We start from the raw sequence: 14,324 nt of genomic DNA, 5'->3' as shown, positions 1-14,324 counted from the left end.
ATGGCTAACAAACACATCGCCGACCGCGAGGCCCAATGGGCGGCCTTGAACGTCACGCCCGACTTCTGCAAGGTCGGCAAGAAGATCATTCCCTTCGACATCGCCCGCACGCTCGACCGGGACAAGACGCTGTACGCCCGCTCGGTGTTCGCACGCGGTGAGCCGGTGCTGATGATCGACAGCGTGGCCGCAGGGGTCAGGGGCAACGCCGGACGCGGCATCAAGTCGGGCGTGTCGCAGGGCGCGGGACATGTCTGGATGCGCGAAGGATCGAGCACGGTCTACGCCGAAGGCCGCAAGGTCTTACGCCACCTGGACGCCTGCCTGATGAACTGCCGGCTGGGCGGTGCCGCGCTGGACGTGGACCTGTCCGAGGCCGACTGATGGGCGACAAGCATCCGGTCGACCAGTTCGGCCGCCCGGTCCAGTTCATCTTCACCCCGCAGGGCGTTCAGGCCCAGGTGGTCGGCGACGTCCTGCCGGAAGCGCTGCGCGGCCCGGAGATTTACCTCGATCCGAACGGCCAGGGGCGTCCGCACGGTGATTTCACCGCCAAACACCCGAACTCCGGCCCGGTTTCATCCCCACCTCCCGCCCCGCAGTCGGTCAACCCCGCCGACAACGCCACCCTCGGCCGGGTGTATACGATGCCCATGGGGCCACCACCGCAACCTGCAAGCGAGCACGCCGAAGGAGAAACAGCCCCCTCGCCGGAGTCCCGCCCCTGGTACGAACGTGCCTGGGAAGAAGCCGCACGGGTCGGCTCCGAAACCATCGACGGCTGGATCGACGGCGCCAGGACCGTGTGGGAAGCACTGCCGGGCACATCGGACCCGGCCTCGACCGAAGCGGCCCGCCAGCGCATCGCCGATGGCGCGATCGGCACGCTCGAAGGGCTGGGCACCCTGATGGGATCGCCGCCGGAGCTGATCAACCACGCCTACATGAGCGGCGATCCCGACGCGATCGCGCTGGTCGAGCAAATGCAGCAGAACCAGCGCGAGGCCTTCGGAGCAATCGGCGATTCGGTCAAGGAAGCCTGGAACGCCGCCTACGAGCGCAACGGCGCCGCAGGGGCCAGCGCCATGGTGCTCGCCACCCTCGGCATGGAAGCCCTCGGCGGCAAAGGCGCAGCCGGCGTCGCCCGGGCGGCCGAGAAGGTCGCCGACATCGTGCGCCTTGCCAGGACGCCCATGGAGGCGGCGAACAAGCTCGACGAGGCGATCGCCGCCGCGAAGGCCGCCGGGGCAAGCGCCGACGAGATCGCCGTGCTCGAGCGCGCCCGCGCGCAGCGCCTCGCCCAGGCCCGGCGCGAAGCCGCACAGGGCAAGGACGGCGTGGCCGTCAGGAAAGGGCGGCTGGCACCGAACAGCACGTATAGCCTCAACGGCTACAAATACACCACCGACGAACACGGCCGGATCAAGACCGTCGAGGGCGAATTGCGCGCCGAGGCCAACCCCAACCGAAGCGACCACATGCAAGGCAACGTCGGCGTCGACGACGGACGGGCGCCCGGTGACCACGGCGGCCATCTGATCGGGGCACAGTTCGGTGGGTACGAAGGCTACGAAAACCTCACCCCCATGGCCGGACAAATCAATGCCTATCCAAAGGGGAAATGGGGGCAGATGGAAAAAAACTGGGCCGACCGAATCAAGGCCGGCGACACCGTCCACGTGAAGATCGAAGTCAATTATCCTGACAGCACCATGCGGGCGGGGAGCTTCAAGGTGACTGAGACAATCACAAGCGGTTCAAGCGTCACTCAGAATGTGAACATCGTCAGGAATCCAAAACCATGATCAGTAACCTGAGCCATTACCACACGGAGATTGCGAGAGGGGTATGGGGGAGCCTGCCCGAAGGGCGTTGGAAAAGGGCAGAGTTCACCTACAAGGAGATCACTCAGTTCTCTTCTTCTGGCGGAAAATATGAGAAAAAAAACGGTACATTCGATGGAATATTGAATATTCCGGACGCTGTCCGAACGGCATTCGAGCATCTCCGTGCTGAAATGGCCAAACTGCACGACAACGGCCATGCCTGGTACACCGCCACCTTCACCCTCACCCCGGACGGCAAGTTCAAGTTCGACTTCGACTACGACCATCTGCCGGCCTTCGACATCATGCCGGACCCGGAAGACTGGCTGGACGAGTTCAAGCACTATCCTCGGCCGGAACTGCAGGCCCAGATCCAGGACTGGATCGATGGGCGCGTGCCATATGAGGAATGGAAGTCGATGGTTGCACGGCTCAAACAGGTTGGGAAGAAGACATGAAGGAACTTCTCTACCGGCTGCAAAAATGTATTGACAGCCGATTTCCGAGTACAGCAGCAAGCCTGAATCTTGGAGCCAACGAAACCGAGATTGCAGTTTTGGAGAAAAATATCGGGGCCCAGTTGCCCGAGAACGTACGTGATCTTTATCGTTGGCACAATGGGCAATCCGAGGCATTCCGTGGAATCGGTCTTTTTTTCGGGTTGCCCTTCCTGTCGATCGATAAAGTCATCCAGCATTTGAATTTTGAATGCAGTGTTTTGGACGAAGCATCTCCAGAAGAATTGGAAAAATGGAGCCAAGACTATACCTGTCTCCCTGTTGGTACTATCAAGCAGGCTGTCATGAATAAATCATGGATTCCCCTGGCGGATGATGCAGCCGGGAGCTACCTCGGCCTGGACTTCGACCCTGGTGTTCACGGAGACGTTGCTCAAGTCATATCATTTGGAGGGCGAGAGTTCACTCGGGTGAGAGCCGCCGAGAATCTTGTCAAATTTCTGGGGAATTTGCTGTTCATGTACGAGCAGGGGCAATATGAACTAATACAAGAAGATGACGATGAATTCAGTATTGCATCAGTATCACCAAGTACAAATCATTTCCTCGATTACCTTCGCATGAAGGCCCAAACAAAGAATAACCATTCCTGATCCGTCGTCGCAGCCGACACAACCAGCAGCATTGGCTAAAATTTGCCGTTATATAATATCCTATCTGCATTAAAATCAGAATTCGAAAATGTCACGAACGCCTGAGAAGCCTCCAGTTCGGGCTATCCATGATTTTCTCTCTGAACTGCGGAGCGGAGCCTCTCAACTACGGCGTGCCCACACAGGGCAAGGACGGCGGGCGTGGCGGTCAAGAGGGGTTGGCTTGCGCCGAACAGCACCTACGAGCCCAACGGCTACAAATACACCACCGACGAACACGGCCGGATCAATGCCGTCGAGGGCGAATTGCGTGCCGAGCCAATCCCAACCGAAGCGACCGCATGCAAGGCAACGTCGGCGTCGACGACGGACGGGCGCCCGGTGACCACGGCGGCCACCTGATCGGCGCACAGTTCGGCGGGTACGAAGGCTACGAAAACCTCACCCCCATGGCCGGACAAATCAATGCCTATCCAAAGGGGAAATGGGGGCAGATGGAAAAGAACTGGGCCGACCGCCTCAAGGCCGGCGATACCGTTCAGGTCAGAATCGAACTGAACTATCCTGACGACACGATGCGGGCGGGGAGTTTCAAGGTCACCGAAACAATCAACGGAAACCGATCAATTCAGACGATCAACAATCCAAAATAAACGCCTCCATACAAAATCCATACCAAGACATTGCAAGATCAGTGCTCCGAGAACTCCCCTCTTCGGGCTGGGTTCGTGCCTGCTACTCCTACAAGGCCATCACGTGCTATAGCGTTCAAACAGGGCGGGCTCTAGACTGAAGTGCAACACCCTTATTTTGATAGGGTGTGCGCATGGTAAGAATCTACAAGCATCTGAGCATGGAAGAGCGTAACGTAATCCATCGGTGTCGTAATGAAGGATTGAGCAGTCGGGCAATTGCCCGACTGCTCAATCGCCCTGCTTCGACGGTGACGCGCGAACTGGCTCGCAACACGGTTGGCAAGAGCTACGATGCGCTTCGAGCGCGACATCAATCGCAGGCTCGCCGGCGCCGCGGCTCGATCAAGCTCCAGACTGATTCGAAGTTGTTTGCTCGGGTACGAGCACTGATGGCGCAAGGTTGGTCGCCTGAGCAAATTGCAGGCAGACTGCGGCGTATGCATCCAGACGACCCTGGCTTTCATGTTTCCCACGAGACGATTTACTGCGCGATCTACGCCTTGCCCCGAGGCGAACTGCGCAAAGAGCTCATTGCCCAATTGCGCTTTGCTCACAAGACGCGCATGCCCCGTGCTCGTGGTCAGGATCGGCGCGGTCAGTTGCCGAACATGACTTCGATCCACCTGAGGCCGATTGAAGTGGCGGCTCGACTCATTCCTGGGCACTGGGAAGGCGATCTGATCAAGGGCGCGGGTAATCGCAGCGCGGTTGGCACATTGGTCGAACGCAAGAGCCGTTACCTGATCATGACTAGATTGCCTGATTGTTCTGCTCAATCCGTGCTGGAAGCCTTCACTGCCAGGTTTCGCCACGTTCCAGCATGCGTGCGCAAAACGCTGACCTACGATCAAGGCAAGGAGATGGCCAAGCACGAAGAGTTGGCTCGCCGTTTGAAGATCGACGTCTATTTCGCCGATCCGCACAGTCCGTGGCAGAGGCCCACCAACGAAAACACCAACGGACTGATTCGTGAATACCTGCCCAAGGGGCTGGATTTGGCTCCGATCTCGCAAGGCTATCTCAATGCAATTGCAAGGCAGATCAACGACAGGCCGCGCAAGTGTCTCCAGTTCGAAACCCCAGCTGAAGTATTTGCGCGGGAAGTCATCAGCATGAAATCAAGTGTTGCACCTCAAACTTGAAACCGCCCAGGGTATTTCCTGAATTCGGCGAAAGTCAAATCCAAGACTTTCGCAATTGACAGCCCCGGATATGACGCTCTTCCAATACTCCGCGCCGAAATGGCCAAACTGCACGACAACGGCCACGCCTGGTACACCGCCACTTTCACGCTGACGCCGGACGGCAAGTTCAAGTTCAAGTTCGACTTCGACTACGACCACTTGCCGACCTTCGACATCATGCCGGACCCGGAAGACTGGCTGGATGAGTTCAAGCACTACCCGAGGCCGGAACTACAGGCGCAGATACAGGATTGGATCGACGGACGTGTTCCATACGAAGAATGGAGGTCGATGGTCGCGCGCCTCAAGCAACTCGCGTCTCAGTAAAAAGGGTATTCATATCGTAGCAACCAACGACGGTTGCAATCGGCGATTCGGTCAAGGGCGCCTGGAACACCGCCTACGAACAGCGGCACCGCAGGGGCAAGCGCCGACGAGATCGCCGTGCTCGAGCGCCTGTCCACCAATTTCAGCGCGCCAGCCCGATCTCGCGCAGCCGCGCGTGGATGCCGTCCGCCATCCGGCGATAGCCCTGCGCATTGGGATGGATGCGGTCGGCGCGCAGTTCGGCCTGCGACAACACACCGGCGAACACGTCGGGCACCAGCGCCACGCCCTCCTCGTCGGCCAGCGCGGCGTAGATCGGCGCATCGGACAGCCGGCCGATGGCGGCGCCCGCCAGCGACAAGGCCGGCACGCCGACCAGCACCACCTGCGCGCCGCTCGCCCGCGCCAGGCGCACGATCTGGCGCAGATCCTCCTTGACTTCGGACTCGGTGCGGCGGCGCAGGAAGTCGTTGCCGCCGATCTCGACCAGCACCAGTTCCGGTGCGAATTCGTCGAGCAGGCCCTGCAGCCTGTGCCGCCCTGCCTGCGCGGTGTCGCCCGGAATGCCGGCGTTCACGACCTCCCAGCCGGTCGCCGCCGCCAGCAGCGCGGGCCAGTCCTCGTCTTCGCCCGCGCCGGTGCCGTAGGTCACGCTGTCGCCGAAGGCGAGCACCCGCGCACCGTCGGCGAGCGCGGGCAGCCTGGGCTCACGCCCGCAGGCGGCGGCCAGTACGGCAAACGCCAGGGCAAGGATGAAATGTCTTCGATTCATGGCAGGCGATGGGCAGGCAGTTCCGGCAAGGCGCCACTATCGCCCGAAATCCCCCGATGCAGAAGCGCACGCTGCCACAGGCTGCGGCTAATTCCAAACAGTTCTTAATAATTAATCTCAAATACCTTTTTTGCCATTCATCTCCCCATTAGAATCCGCCCTCATCCGCAGTTGTCTCACCAGAGCCTGCATACAGGCCACGGCTCGAATGAGCCGGCCCCGACCCCAAGGATGCACCATGCTGAACAAGACCATCGCCCTGCTGGCGCTGGCCGGCACCACCCTCGCACTACCGGTCCATGCCGACACGAGCGCCGGCACCCAGCCGGCCACCGTTTCCCGGACAACCGCCGCGCACGCCCACACGCCGCTGCTGACGCCGGCGGAGCTGCGCCCCCTGCTCGGCCAGGCCGACGTGCGCATCCTCGACATCCGCCCGCCCAAGGACTACGCCGAAGGCCACATCCCCGGCGCCATCAACACCCCTTACGGTGCTTTCCGCGGCCCGCAGAGCAACGCCGGCCAGCTCGTGCCCGAAGCGAAGCTGACCGAATTGCTGCGCAAGGCGGGCATCGACGACAGCACCCACGTCGTCGTCGTCCATGGCGGCGCCACGCACACGGATTTCGGTGCCGCGGCGCGGGTGTATTGGACGCTGAAGGTCGGCGGCCTGAACCGCCTGTCGATCCTCGACGGCGGCACCAGGCTGTGGGCGGGCAGCGGCGGCGCGCTCGACAAGGCCGTGCCGGAAGTGGCACCCAGCCGGTTCGAGTACCGCTACGACCAGGACCAGATCGTCACCCGCGAGGAACTCGCCGGCGCGATCCAGTCCTCGTCGGCGCCGCTGCTGCTCGATGCCCGCCCGCCGCGCTTCTTCAGCGGCGAAGTCCGCGTCGATGCCGCCGCGCGCTATGGCACCCTGCCCGGCGCACAGTCCTTCGACAACGCCCAGTTCTTCGTCAAGGGCGGCACCACGCTGAAGCCGGCCGAGGAACTGAAGGCACTGGCCGCACAAATCGGCGCCGCCAGCGGGCCGGCGGTGTCCTTCTGCAATACCGGCCACTGGGCGGCGACGAACTGGTTCGTGATGTCGGAAATCGCCGGCAACACGGCGGTGAAGCTGTACCCCGAATCGATGGTCGACTGGAGCCTGAGCGGCCTGCCGATGGAAAACCAGCCGTCGCGCTTCACGGTGCTGGTGCAGGACCTCAAGCGGGCCTTCGAGTAAGCGGAAGAGGTGATTGCGATGCGCTGGTTCTTTCGTTTGCTTCTGATCGCCGGCGGCCTGGCCGGCGTGCTGGCAGTGGCTTACGCCGCCGGCGTGCGCCAGGGCCTGCTGACCCTGCTCGGGATCGGTTTCGGCGCAGTGCTGCAAGGCGCCCGCTTCGGCTTCACCACCGGCTGGCGCGATTTCATCGAACGCCGCGACCCGCAGGGGCTGTGGGCGCAGATGCTGCTGATGGTGCTCGCCGCCGCCGTCAGCCTGCCGCTGATCGCCGGCAGCGGCGGCGAACTGGTCGGCGCGGTGGCGCCGCTGACGATCAGCCTGGTGCTCGGCGCTTTCCTGTTCGGCGCCGCGATGCAGCTGGCCGACGGCTGCGGCTCCGGCACGCTGTACAAGGCCGGCGCCGGGGCGCCGCTGTCCTTCGCGGTGCTGCCGACCTTCGCCCTCGGCAGCTTCGTCGGCGCCTCGCACCAGCCCGGCTGGATCGCCCTCGGCGGCCTGCCGGCGGTGGATCTGCTGGCCTGGGGCTGGCCCACCGCGCTCGCGCTGACCGTTGCCGGCTGCGGCCTGGTGGCCTGGCTGGCCGGCCGCGCCCAATCCCAATCCGCAGCCTCGCAGCCCATGGCGTCGCAGACCTCGACGCCGCAGGACGCCGCCCAACAGGTGATGCGCGCCGGCACGGCGAGCTTCGTCCCCGCCGCGGCCGACGCACCGCGCGGCCGCAGCCGCTGGGCACGCCGCTGGTGGCTGGGCGCGCTGCTGCTGGCGGCGCTGTACGGCCTGCACCTGATCGTCGCCGGCCAGCCCTGGGGCATCGTCTACGGCATCGGCGTATGGGGCGCCAAGATCGCTTCGGCGCTGGGCTGGAGCCCGGTCGGCGATCCCTTCTGGGGCGTCGAGCCGCACGCCACCCGGCTGGCCGGGCCCTTGCTGGCCGACATCACCTCGGTGACCAACCTCGGCCTGCTCTACGGCGCGCTGGCCGCATCGCGCTGGAACGGCCCGGCGGACTTCAGGCTGCCGTCGAACCGCCGGCTGATCGCCGCCTGCGTCGCCGGCCTGGTGATGGGCTACAGCTCGCGCATGGCCTTCGGCTGCAACGTCGGCGCCTACCTGGGCGGCATCGCCTCGGCCAGCCTGCACGGCTGGGTGTGGTTCGCGCTCGCCTTCGCCGGTTCGATCATCGGCGTGCGCATCCGCCGCCGCATCGGCAGTTGAGGAGGAAGAACCATGAACGGCAAGAAGCTCTTCCGCCTCGTCAACGCGGTGTTCTGGCTGCTGGTGCTGGCGCTGGTGGCGCTGGACACCTTCGATACCCACAGCGTGCGCCTGGAGCCGCCGCCCTTCGCCCTCGGCAGCGGGCAGGCGGCGTCGGGCGGCCATTGCTCGGGACGCTGAGACCTGGAGGCGCGGCCGCCCGCCTGGCGGCCGGCGCAGCAGCGCTTCCATGGACCGGTACGCGGCGGCGCGCCCGGCCGCAGGTGCTCAGCTGCCGCCGCGGACGCGGTCCTGCGCCTCTGCGGCGCTGCCATAGATGTGCGGCGCGATCTGGTGCTTCTCCATCGCCTCGCCGAGTTTCATGCGCAGGAAGCTGTTCGCGGTGTAGCGCGTCACCGAGCGGTAGTGGCGCACCATCAGGCCCTTGACCATGCCGACGTAGGCATCGACGAGTTCGGGCACGATGGAGAAGCGGTCGTAATTGACGATCGCATCGACGTGCCGCCCCACTGCGGCAAGCGCGGCCTCGACCGCACGCTCGATGCGGGCGATGTCGGCCTCGGTACGCACCGCCAGGCCCTCGAAATTCACGAAGAACAGTTCCTGCTCGGCGTCGTAGGACAGGCGCTGCTCGAGCGGAATCTCGAGCAGCGCCCGCCGCAGGCCCATCGGCTCGTCGCTGAAGATGCGTGCGTCCATCAGCGCCGGCGGGCGCTTGATGACCGGGGCGAAGTCCATGTGCGCGAGGATGTCGCGCTGCAGGTCCACGCCGGGCGCGATCTCGATCAGCTCCAGCCCTTCCCCGCACAGCCGGAACACGCAGCGCTCGGTGACGTAGAGCACGTCCTGCCGCCACTTGACCGCCTGCGGGCCGCTGAAGGTGCGGTGCTCGACCTCGGCGACGAACTTCTTCGCGCCGCCCTCCTGCGCGATGCGCAGGCGGCCGTCCTCCACCGCCACCTGCAGCGCGCCGGCGGTGAAAGTGCCGACGAAGACCACCTTCTTGGCGTTCTGCGAAATGTTGATGAAGCCGCCCGCGCCGGCCAGCCGCGGACCGAAGCGCGAGACGTTGAGGTTGCCTTCGCGGTCGGCCTGCGCCAGGCCGAGAAAGGCGATGTCCAGCCCGCCGCCGTCGTAGAAGTCGAACTGGCTGGGCTGGTCGATGATCGCCTGGGTATTGACCGCCGCGCCGAAGCTCAGCCCGCCGGCCGGAATGCCGCCGATCACGCCCGGCTCGGCGGTGAGCGTGAGCAGGTCGATGACCTGCTCCTCGGCGGCGACGCTGGCGACGCCTTCGGGCATGCCGATGCCCAGGTTCACCACCGCGTCGGCCTGCAGTTCCATCGCCGCGCGGCGGGCGATGATCTTGCGCTCGCTCATGCCCATGCCGGCGATCGCCGACATCGGCACGCGGAGCTCGCCGGAAAAAGCGGGGTTGTACTGCTCGCTGTAGGTCTGCATGTGGTGCTCCGGCCGCTCCGCGACCACCACGCAATCGACCAGCACGCCGGGCACCTGCACCTGGCGCGGATTCAGCGAGCCGCGCTCGGCGACGCGCTCGACCTGGGCGATGACGATGCCGCCGGAATTGCGCGCGGCCATCGCGATGGCGCGCGCCTCCAGCGTCAACGCTTCCTTTTCCATCGTGATGTTGCCGTCGGCATCGGCGGTGGTGCCGCGGATGATGCCGACGTGGATCGGGAAGGCCTTGTAGAACAGGTATTCCTCGCCGTCGATCTCGAGCAGGCGCACGCGCTCGGCGGTGGTGCGCGCGTTGAGCCTGCCGCCGCCGAAGCGCGGATCGACGAAAGTCCCCAGCCCGACCCGCGTCAGCGTGCCGGGCTTGCCGGCGGCGATGTCGCGGAACAGGTGCGAGATGACGCCCTGGGGCAGGTTCCAGGCCTCGATGCGGTTATCGACCGCGAGCCGCTGCAGCTTGGGCACCAGCCCCCAGTGGCCGCCGACGACGCTGCCGACCAGCCCTTCGTGGCCGAGGTGGTTGAGGCCGCGCTCCTTGCCGTCGCCCTGGCCGGCGGCATAGACCAGCGTGAGATTGCGCGGCCCGCCGTGGCCGGCACCGTCGGCGGCCTCGCTTTCGAGAAAGCGCTGTTCGAGGGCAATGGCGATGCTCTCTGGAAAGCCGATGCCGACGAAGCCGCCGGTGGCGATCGTGTCGCCCGAGCGGATCAGGCGTACCGCCTCGCGGGCGGACACCACTTTGCCGCTGTCCGAAACGTTCAGCGAAGCGGCCATGGGATGGCGAGCGATGGACATGTCTTGTCTCCTCCGCGGACGGGGTCAGAAGCTGCCGAACAAGGTGCCGAGCACGATCACGGTCGCCAGCGCAATGAGCGGGAACACCACGGTGTTCATGGCGATGAAGCCATAGGACTGCCGATGGTTGAGCTTGCAGATCGCGAGCAGCGAGATCACCGCGCCGTTGTGCGGCAGCGTGTCCATGCAGCCGGAGGCCATCGCCGCGACGCGGTGCAGCAGTTCCGGGCTGATCCCCGCGGCATTGGCCATGGCGAGATACTCCGCGCCCAGCGTCTTCAGCGCGATCGACATGCCGCCGGAGGCCGAACCGGTGATGCCGGCCAGCACGTTGACCGCCACCGCCTCGGAGATCAGCGGATTGCCCGGAGCGATGCCCAGCACCAGGTCGCGGATGATGACGAAACCGGCCAGCGAGGCGATCACGGTGCCGTAGCCGACTTCGGTCGCGGTATTGAGGATGGGCAGCATCGAACCGAAGGAGCCTTCGTTGACGGTCTTCATCAGATCGGTCCAGCGCTTCCAGTGCATCACCACCAGCAGGATGATCGCCACGGCGAGCGCGACGATGATCGACCAGATGCCGATCAGCGAGCGCGCATCCTGCAGGCCGCCGAATTCCGGCTTGGCCAGGTAGCTGGTATCGATGTTGGGCAGCACCTGCTTGGCCATCAGGAAGTTCAGGCCGATCACGACGAGAATCGGCAGCAGCGCCAGCCAGAAGCCTGGCAGCGGGCCGGCGTCGGCGGCGGCGGGCTCGTCGGCATGGCTGCCGTAGCCTTCGCCGGCAGCCATCAGCTTGCGCGCCTGCGCGCCCAGCCACCAGGTGCCGAGCACGAACATGATCAGCCCCCCGATCAGGCCGAGGACCGGCGCGGCGAAGGCGTCGGTGCCGAAGAAGGGGATGGGGATGGCGTTCTGGATCGCCGGCGTGCCCGGCAGCGCGGTCATCGTGAAGGTGAAGGCGCCCAGGGCGATCGCCCCCGGAATCAGCCGCTTCGGAATGCCTGCCTCGCGGAACAGCGCGGCACCGATCGGATAGACCGCGAAGGCGACGACGAACAGCGACACCCCGCCATAGGTCAGGATGCCGCAGGCGAGCACGATGGCGAGGATCGCCCGCTCGCTGCCGACCCTGGCGACGATGGCGTGGGCGATCGCGCGCGCCGAGCCGGAGTCGTCCATCAGCTTGCCGAACAGCGCACCGAGCAGGAACAGCGGAAAGAACTGGATCACGTAGCCGCCCATCGCCTTCATGAAGACCTGGGTGTAGGTCGGCAGCAGCAGCGCGGCCTCGCCGGACATCAGCACGGCCAGCAGCGCCAGCAGCGGCGCGAGCAGCAGGACGCTGAGGCCGCGATAGGCGAGATACATCAGCAGTACGAGAGACAGCAGAATGCCTAGGGTGCCCATGGGGTTTCTCCTCCTGGTGGTTTTGGATGTGGGCCGCGGCCTCGGCCGCAGTGCCGCAGCCTCTGCAAGGCATGTGCCAGCCTGACGGGCGTGCACGTGCCGATGCACCAGAAGGAGGCATGATGTGCGTGCAAAGCCGCACGCTTATTGGGCTATCGAATCTGTTTATTCTCTTTCGTCATGAATGGATGTGCATCATCCATGCATGCCAGAACAGTCCTGAATTCAAGACATGTCTATTTTTATGGACAATCCAATCCAGGGCGTCCACGATTCTGGACATTCACGCCGGCAGCCCGGCTTCAGCGGGCGATGCCGTATTGCTGCAGCTTGGCGTAAAGCCCGGCACGCGAGATGCCGAGCCGGCTGGCGGTCAGCCGCCGGTTGCCCGCACAGGCGTGCAGGGCGGCGAGCAGGGCACTGCGTTCGGCGCGTGCCAGGCTGTCGGCGAGCGGCTCCACCGCGCCGCCGGCCTCGGCTGCAGCGTCGGCCTCCTCGCCCCCGGCACCATGTCCCTCCGCCCCGGCGCCGGAGTGCAGCTGGTGCGCCGGCCGCTGCATCGATGCCGCCGTCTCGCCGAGCAGGCCGGCGAGCGCGGCTGCCCCCAGCGGGCCGTCGTCGGCGCTGAGCTGGGCACGCTCGAGCAGATTGCGCAACTGGCGCACATTGCCCGGCCAGGGCAGGGTCGCGAGCAGGGCGAAGGCATCGTCGCCCAATTCCAGCCGGCGCAGGCCGGAGCGCGCGGCGATGTCGTCGAGCAGGTAGTCGACCAGCGCCGGGATGTCCTCGTGGCGCTCGCGCAGGCTGGGCACGCGCAGGCTCAGCACATTGAGGCGGTAGAACAGGTCGGCGCGGAAGGCGCCGGCGGCGACGCGCGCTTCGAGATCGACGTGGGTGGCGGCGATCACGCGCACGTCGAGCGCGCGCACCTGGTTCGAGCCCAGCGGTTCGACCTGCTGTTCCTGCAATACGCGCAACAGCTTGACCTGCAGCGGCAGCGGCAAGTCGCCGATTTCGTCGAGGAACAGCGTGCCGCCGTTGGCAAGCTCGAACTTGCCGACCCGCGCCTTGCGGTCGGCGCCGGTATAGGCGCCCGGCGCGGTGCCAAATAGTTCGGCTTCGACCAGGTTGTCCGGGATCGCCGCCATGTTCACCGCGACGAAAGGGCCGGCGGCGCGTGCCGACAGATTGTGGAGGCCCTGCGCCAGCAGCTCCTTGCCGGTGCCGGTCTCGCCGCGCAGCAGCACGGTGGCGTCGAATTTGGCCGCGCGCCGCGCCTGGCGCTTGATCTCGCCGGCCACCGCGCTGGTGCCGATGAAGTTGGCGATGGTGTAGCGCGCCCGCCGCACCTGCAGCAGCGCACGCTCGGCCTCGGCCAGCCGCGCCTGCAGGCGACCGTATTTCTCCACCAATGGCTTCAGGTGGCGGGCGCGGTCGAACAGCACGTAGCCCAGCGCCCCCACCACCAGGCCACCATCGTCACGCAACGGAATGCGGGTGACGACGAAATGCTCGTCGCCGAAAGGCATCAGGTCGAGCAGGCTGGGCTGGCCGCTTTCCACCACCTCGCGCAGCCGGCTGGCCGGCAGCACTTCCTCGATGTCGCGGCCGAGGACAGCGTCGGGGTCGTCGATGCCGAGCTTGTGGGCATACTTGGCGCTCATCCACACGATGCGCGCCTGGCGGTTGACCGCCACCGTGCCTTCACACTGCGCGTCGAGATGGTCGAACAGCAAGGGCATCGCCACCCTGCGGAAGTGCTCGGGGGAAATGCCGATCTTGAGGCCGTTCTCGTCGAGGTCGGCGGCGGACAACCCGAGCGGCGGGTTTGCACGGGAGAAATCGGCGCTCACACCGCCGCCCCATCCGCAACACAGCGCCGGCGCGGCAGCTCAGCGCCCATCCCGCTCCTCGCGCGCGACTGCCGACAGCTCACGCAAGTACCAGGCCGCATATGCGTAGCCCACGGCGGCGACGAGCGCGGTGAAGATCAGGCTGCCTTCGAAGGGCAGGCCTGCCAACAGGTTGGTGACGACGACGAAGCTCAGATACAGGGCGGCGACCATGCCGCCGAAAATGCGGATCAGGGCAAACGTCTTGCGCTGCTTGAGGGTAGGCTGGGCCATGGGCAAGGGGACGCGATGCGTGCGAAATCGGGACACGGCGCAGGGTAGCGGATTCCGCTGCGGCTGGCATCACCGGCGCGCACCACCTCCGGGACGGATGGCGTCAGAATCATGGGTTCGGCGCCGCCAGCAGCGCCTCCTGAAAGAATCCCC

At 65.3% G+C, this 14,324-nt stretch carries 15 protein-coding genes; 10 read left to right on the top strand and 5 right to left on the bottom strand.

The genetic code is table 11. From position 1 onward, the window contains the following. The 7 genes from ACNQFN_RS02145 (at position 1) to ACNQFN_RS02115 (ending at position 5,143) form a co-directional block, all read left to right on the top strand. Complete coding sequence (locus ACNQFN_RS02145; protein WP_068639313.1) at positions 1 to 384, top strand: PAAR-like domain-containing protein; 384 nt, start codon at positions 1 to 3, stop codon at positions 382 to 384. Continuing rightward, the gene (locus ACNQFN_RS02140) at positions 384 to 1,805 is read left to right on the top strand and encodes a DNA/RNA non-specific endonuclease (protein WP_418647814.1); all 1,422 of its coding nucleotides are present in this window, start codon (positions 384 to 386) and stop codon (positions 1,803 to 1,805) included. The genes ACNQFN_RS02145 and ACNQFN_RS02140 overlap by 1 nt, the downstream gene beginning before the upstream one ends. After that, the gene (locus tag ACNQFN_RS02135) at positions 1,802 to 2,284 is read left to right on the top strand and encodes an immunity protein YezG family protein (RefSeq protein WP_083953756.1); all 483 of its coding nucleotides are present in this window, start codon (positions 1,802 to 1,804) and stop codon (positions 2,282 to 2,284) included. The genes ACNQFN_RS02140 and ACNQFN_RS02135 overlap by 4 nt, the downstream gene beginning before the upstream one ends. Further along, positions 2,281 to 2,937: an SMI1/KNR4 family protein gene (locus ACNQFN_RS02130; RefSeq protein WP_418647813.1), complete on the top strand. Its 657-nt coding sequence runs from the start codon at positions 2,281 to 2,283 to the stop codon at positions 2,935 to 2,937. Before ACNQFN_RS02135 ends, ACNQFN_RS02130 begins: the two co-directional genes overlap by 4 nt. A gap of 128 nt (positions 2,938 to 3,065) precedes the next feature. Then, positions 3,066 to 3,590 (top strand): DNA/RNA non-specific endonuclease, encoded by a 525-nt coding sequence (locus ACNQFN_RS02125; RefSeq protein ID WP_418647812.1) that lies wholly within the window; start codon positions 3,066 to 3,068, stop codon positions 3,588 to 3,590. A 173-nt stretch (positions 3,591 to 3,763) separates the two neighbouring features. Continuing rightward, the gene (locus tag ACNQFN_RS02120) at positions 3,764 to 4,774 is read left to right on the top strand and encodes an IS30 family transposase (RefSeq protein ID WP_418646786.1); all 1,011 of its coding nucleotides are present in this window, start codon (positions 3,764 to 3,766) and stop codon (positions 4,772 to 4,774) included. A gap of 99 nt (positions 4,775 to 4,873) precedes the next feature. Then, on the top strand, positions 4,874 to 5,143 hold the full coding sequence (locus ACNQFN_RS02115; protein WP_068638950.1) for a hypothetical protein: 270 nt from the start codon (positions 4,874 to 4,876) through the stop codon (positions 5,141 to 5,143). 142 nt (positions 5,144 to 5,285) lie between these two features. Here ACNQFN_RS02115 and ACNQFN_RS02110 read toward each other — a convergent pair whose 3' ends face one another. Beyond that, positions 5,286 to 5,915: an arylesterase gene (locus ACNQFN_RS02110; RefSeq protein WP_068638948.1), complete on the bottom strand. Its 630-nt coding sequence runs from the start codon at positions 5,913 to 5,915 to the stop codon at positions 5,286 to 5,288. A 238-nt stretch (positions 5,916 to 6,153) separates the two neighbouring features. Here ACNQFN_RS02110 and ACNQFN_RS02105 point away from each other — a divergent pair, with 238 nt between their 5' ends. Genes ACNQFN_RS02105 through ACNQFN_RS02095 form a run of 3 tightly spaced genes read left to right on the top strand, consistent with a single transcriptional unit; the run spans position 6,154 to position 8,538 of the window. Continuing rightward, a complete protein-coding gene (locus ACNQFN_RS02105) occupies positions 6,154 to 7,143 on the top strand; it encodes a sulfurtransferase (RefSeq protein WP_418647811.1) in 990 nt (329 codons plus the stop codon). Positions 7,144 to 7,161: 18 nt separating this feature from the next. Continuing rightward, positions 7,162 to 8,358, top strand: coding sequence for a YeeE/YedE family protein (locus ACNQFN_RS02100; RefSeq protein WP_068638944.1), 1,197 nt, complete (start codon positions 7,162 to 7,164; stop codon positions 8,356 to 8,358). A 12-nt stretch (positions 8,359 to 8,370) separates the two neighbouring features. Continuing rightward, positions 8,371 to 8,538: a hypothetical protein gene (locus ACNQFN_RS02095; protein ID WP_169802983.1), complete on the top strand. Its 168-nt coding sequence runs from the start codon at positions 8,371 to 8,373 to the stop codon at positions 8,536 to 8,538. Between the two features lie 87 nt (positions 8,539 to 8,625). Here ACNQFN_RS02095 and ACNQFN_RS02090 read toward each other — a convergent pair whose 3' ends face one another. The 4 genes from ACNQFN_RS02090 to ACNQFN_RS02075 all read right to left on the bottom strand — a co-directional run bounded on the left by ACNQFN_RS02090 (position 8,626) and on the right by ACNQFN_RS02075 (position 14,171). Beyond that, complete coding sequence (locus ACNQFN_RS02090; protein WP_068638942.1) at positions 8,626 to 10,632, bottom strand: acyl CoA:acetate/3-ketoacid CoA transferase; 2,007 nt, start codon at positions 10,630 to 10,632, stop codon at positions 8,626 to 8,628. A gap of 24 nt (positions 10,633 to 10,656) precedes the next feature. Beyond that, on the bottom strand, positions 10,657 to 12,045 hold the full coding sequence (locus ACNQFN_RS02085; RefSeq protein ID WP_068638940.1) for a GntP family permease: 1,389 nt from the start codon (positions 12,043 to 12,045) through the stop codon (positions 10,657 to 10,659). A gap of 302 nt (positions 12,046 to 12,347) precedes the next feature. After that, positions 12,348 to 13,898: a sigma-54 interaction domain-containing protein gene (locus ACNQFN_RS02080; RefSeq protein ID WP_068638938.1), complete on the bottom strand. Its 1,551-nt coding sequence runs from the start codon at positions 13,896 to 13,898 to the stop codon at positions 12,348 to 12,350. 39 nt (positions 13,899 to 13,937) lie between these two features. Further along, entirely contained in the window at positions 13,938 to 14,171 is a 234-nt protein-coding gene (locus ACNQFN_RS02075) for a hypothetical protein (protein WP_068638936.1), read from the bottom strand. Positions 14,172 to 14,324: the final 153 nt, after the last annotated feature.

The organism is Thauera butanivorans (assembly GCF_048398245.1).
Taxonomy (GTDB): Bacteria; Pseudomonadota; Gammaproteobacteria; order Burkholderiales; family Rhodocyclaceae; genus Thauera; species Thauera butanivorans.
Note: the sequence above shows the minus strand (reverse complement) of the source record. Positions and strands in the feature narration are given on the sequence as shown.

What these genes read in the sequence shown, in the direction of transcription:
- ACNQFN_RS02145 (WP_068639313.1), top strand. Translation starts at nt 1, where the DNA reads ATGGCTAACAAACACATCGCCGACCGCGAGGCCCAATGGGCGGCCTTG.
- ACNQFN_RS02140 (WP_418647814.1), top strand. Translation starts at nt 384, where the DNA reads ATGGGCGACAAGCATCCGGTCGACCAGTTCGGCCGCCCGGTCCAGTTC.
- ACNQFN_RS02135 (WP_083953756.1), top strand. Translation starts at nt 1,802, where the DNA reads ATGATCAGTAACCTGAGCCATTACCACACGGAGATTGCGAGAGGGGTA.
- ACNQFN_RS02130 (WP_418647813.1), top strand. Translation starts at nt 2,281, where the DNA reads ATGAAGGAACTTCTCTACCGGCTGCAAAAATGTATTGACAGCCGATTT.
- ACNQFN_RS02125 (WP_418647812.1), top strand. Translation starts at nt 3,066, where the DNA reads ATGATTTTCTCTCTGAACTGCGGAGCGGAGCCTCTCAACTACGGCGTG.
- ACNQFN_RS02120 (WP_418646786.1), top strand. Translation starts at nt 3,764, where the DNA reads ATGGTAAGAATCTACAAGCATCTGAGCATGGAAGAGCGTAACGTAATC.
- ACNQFN_RS02115 (WP_068638950.1), top strand. Translation starts at nt 4,874, where the DNA reads ATGGCCAAACTGCACGACAACGGCCACGCCTGGTACACCGCCACTTTC.
- ACNQFN_RS02110 (WP_068638948.1), bottom strand. Translation starts at nt 5,915, where the DNA reads ATGAATCGAAGACATTTCATCCTTGCCCTGGCGTTTGCCGTACTGGCC.
- ACNQFN_RS02105 (WP_418647811.1), top strand. Translation starts at nt 6,154, where the DNA reads ATGCTGAACAAGACCATCGCCCTGCTGGCGCTGGCCGGCACCACCCTC.
- ACNQFN_RS02100 (WP_068638944.1), top strand. Translation starts at nt 7,162, where the DNA reads ATGCGCTGGTTCTTTCGTTTGCTTCTGATCGCCGGCGGCCTGGCCGGC.
- ACNQFN_RS02095 (WP_169802983.1), top strand. Translation starts at nt 8,371, where the DNA reads ATGAACGGCAAGAAGCTCTTCCGCCTCGTCAACGCGGTGTTCTGGCTG.
- ACNQFN_RS02090 (WP_068638942.1), bottom strand. Translation starts at nt 10,632, where the DNA reads ATGTCCATCGCTCGCCATCCCATGGCCGCTTCGCTGAACGTTTCGGAC.
- ACNQFN_RS02085 (WP_068638940.1), bottom strand. Translation starts at nt 12,045, where the DNA reads ATGGGCACCCTAGGCATTCTGCTGTCTCTCGTACTGCTGATGTATCTC.
- ACNQFN_RS02075 (WP_068638936.1), bottom strand. Translation starts at nt 14,171, where the DNA reads ATGGCCCAGCCTACCCTCAAGCAGCGCAAGACGTTTGCCCTGATCCGC.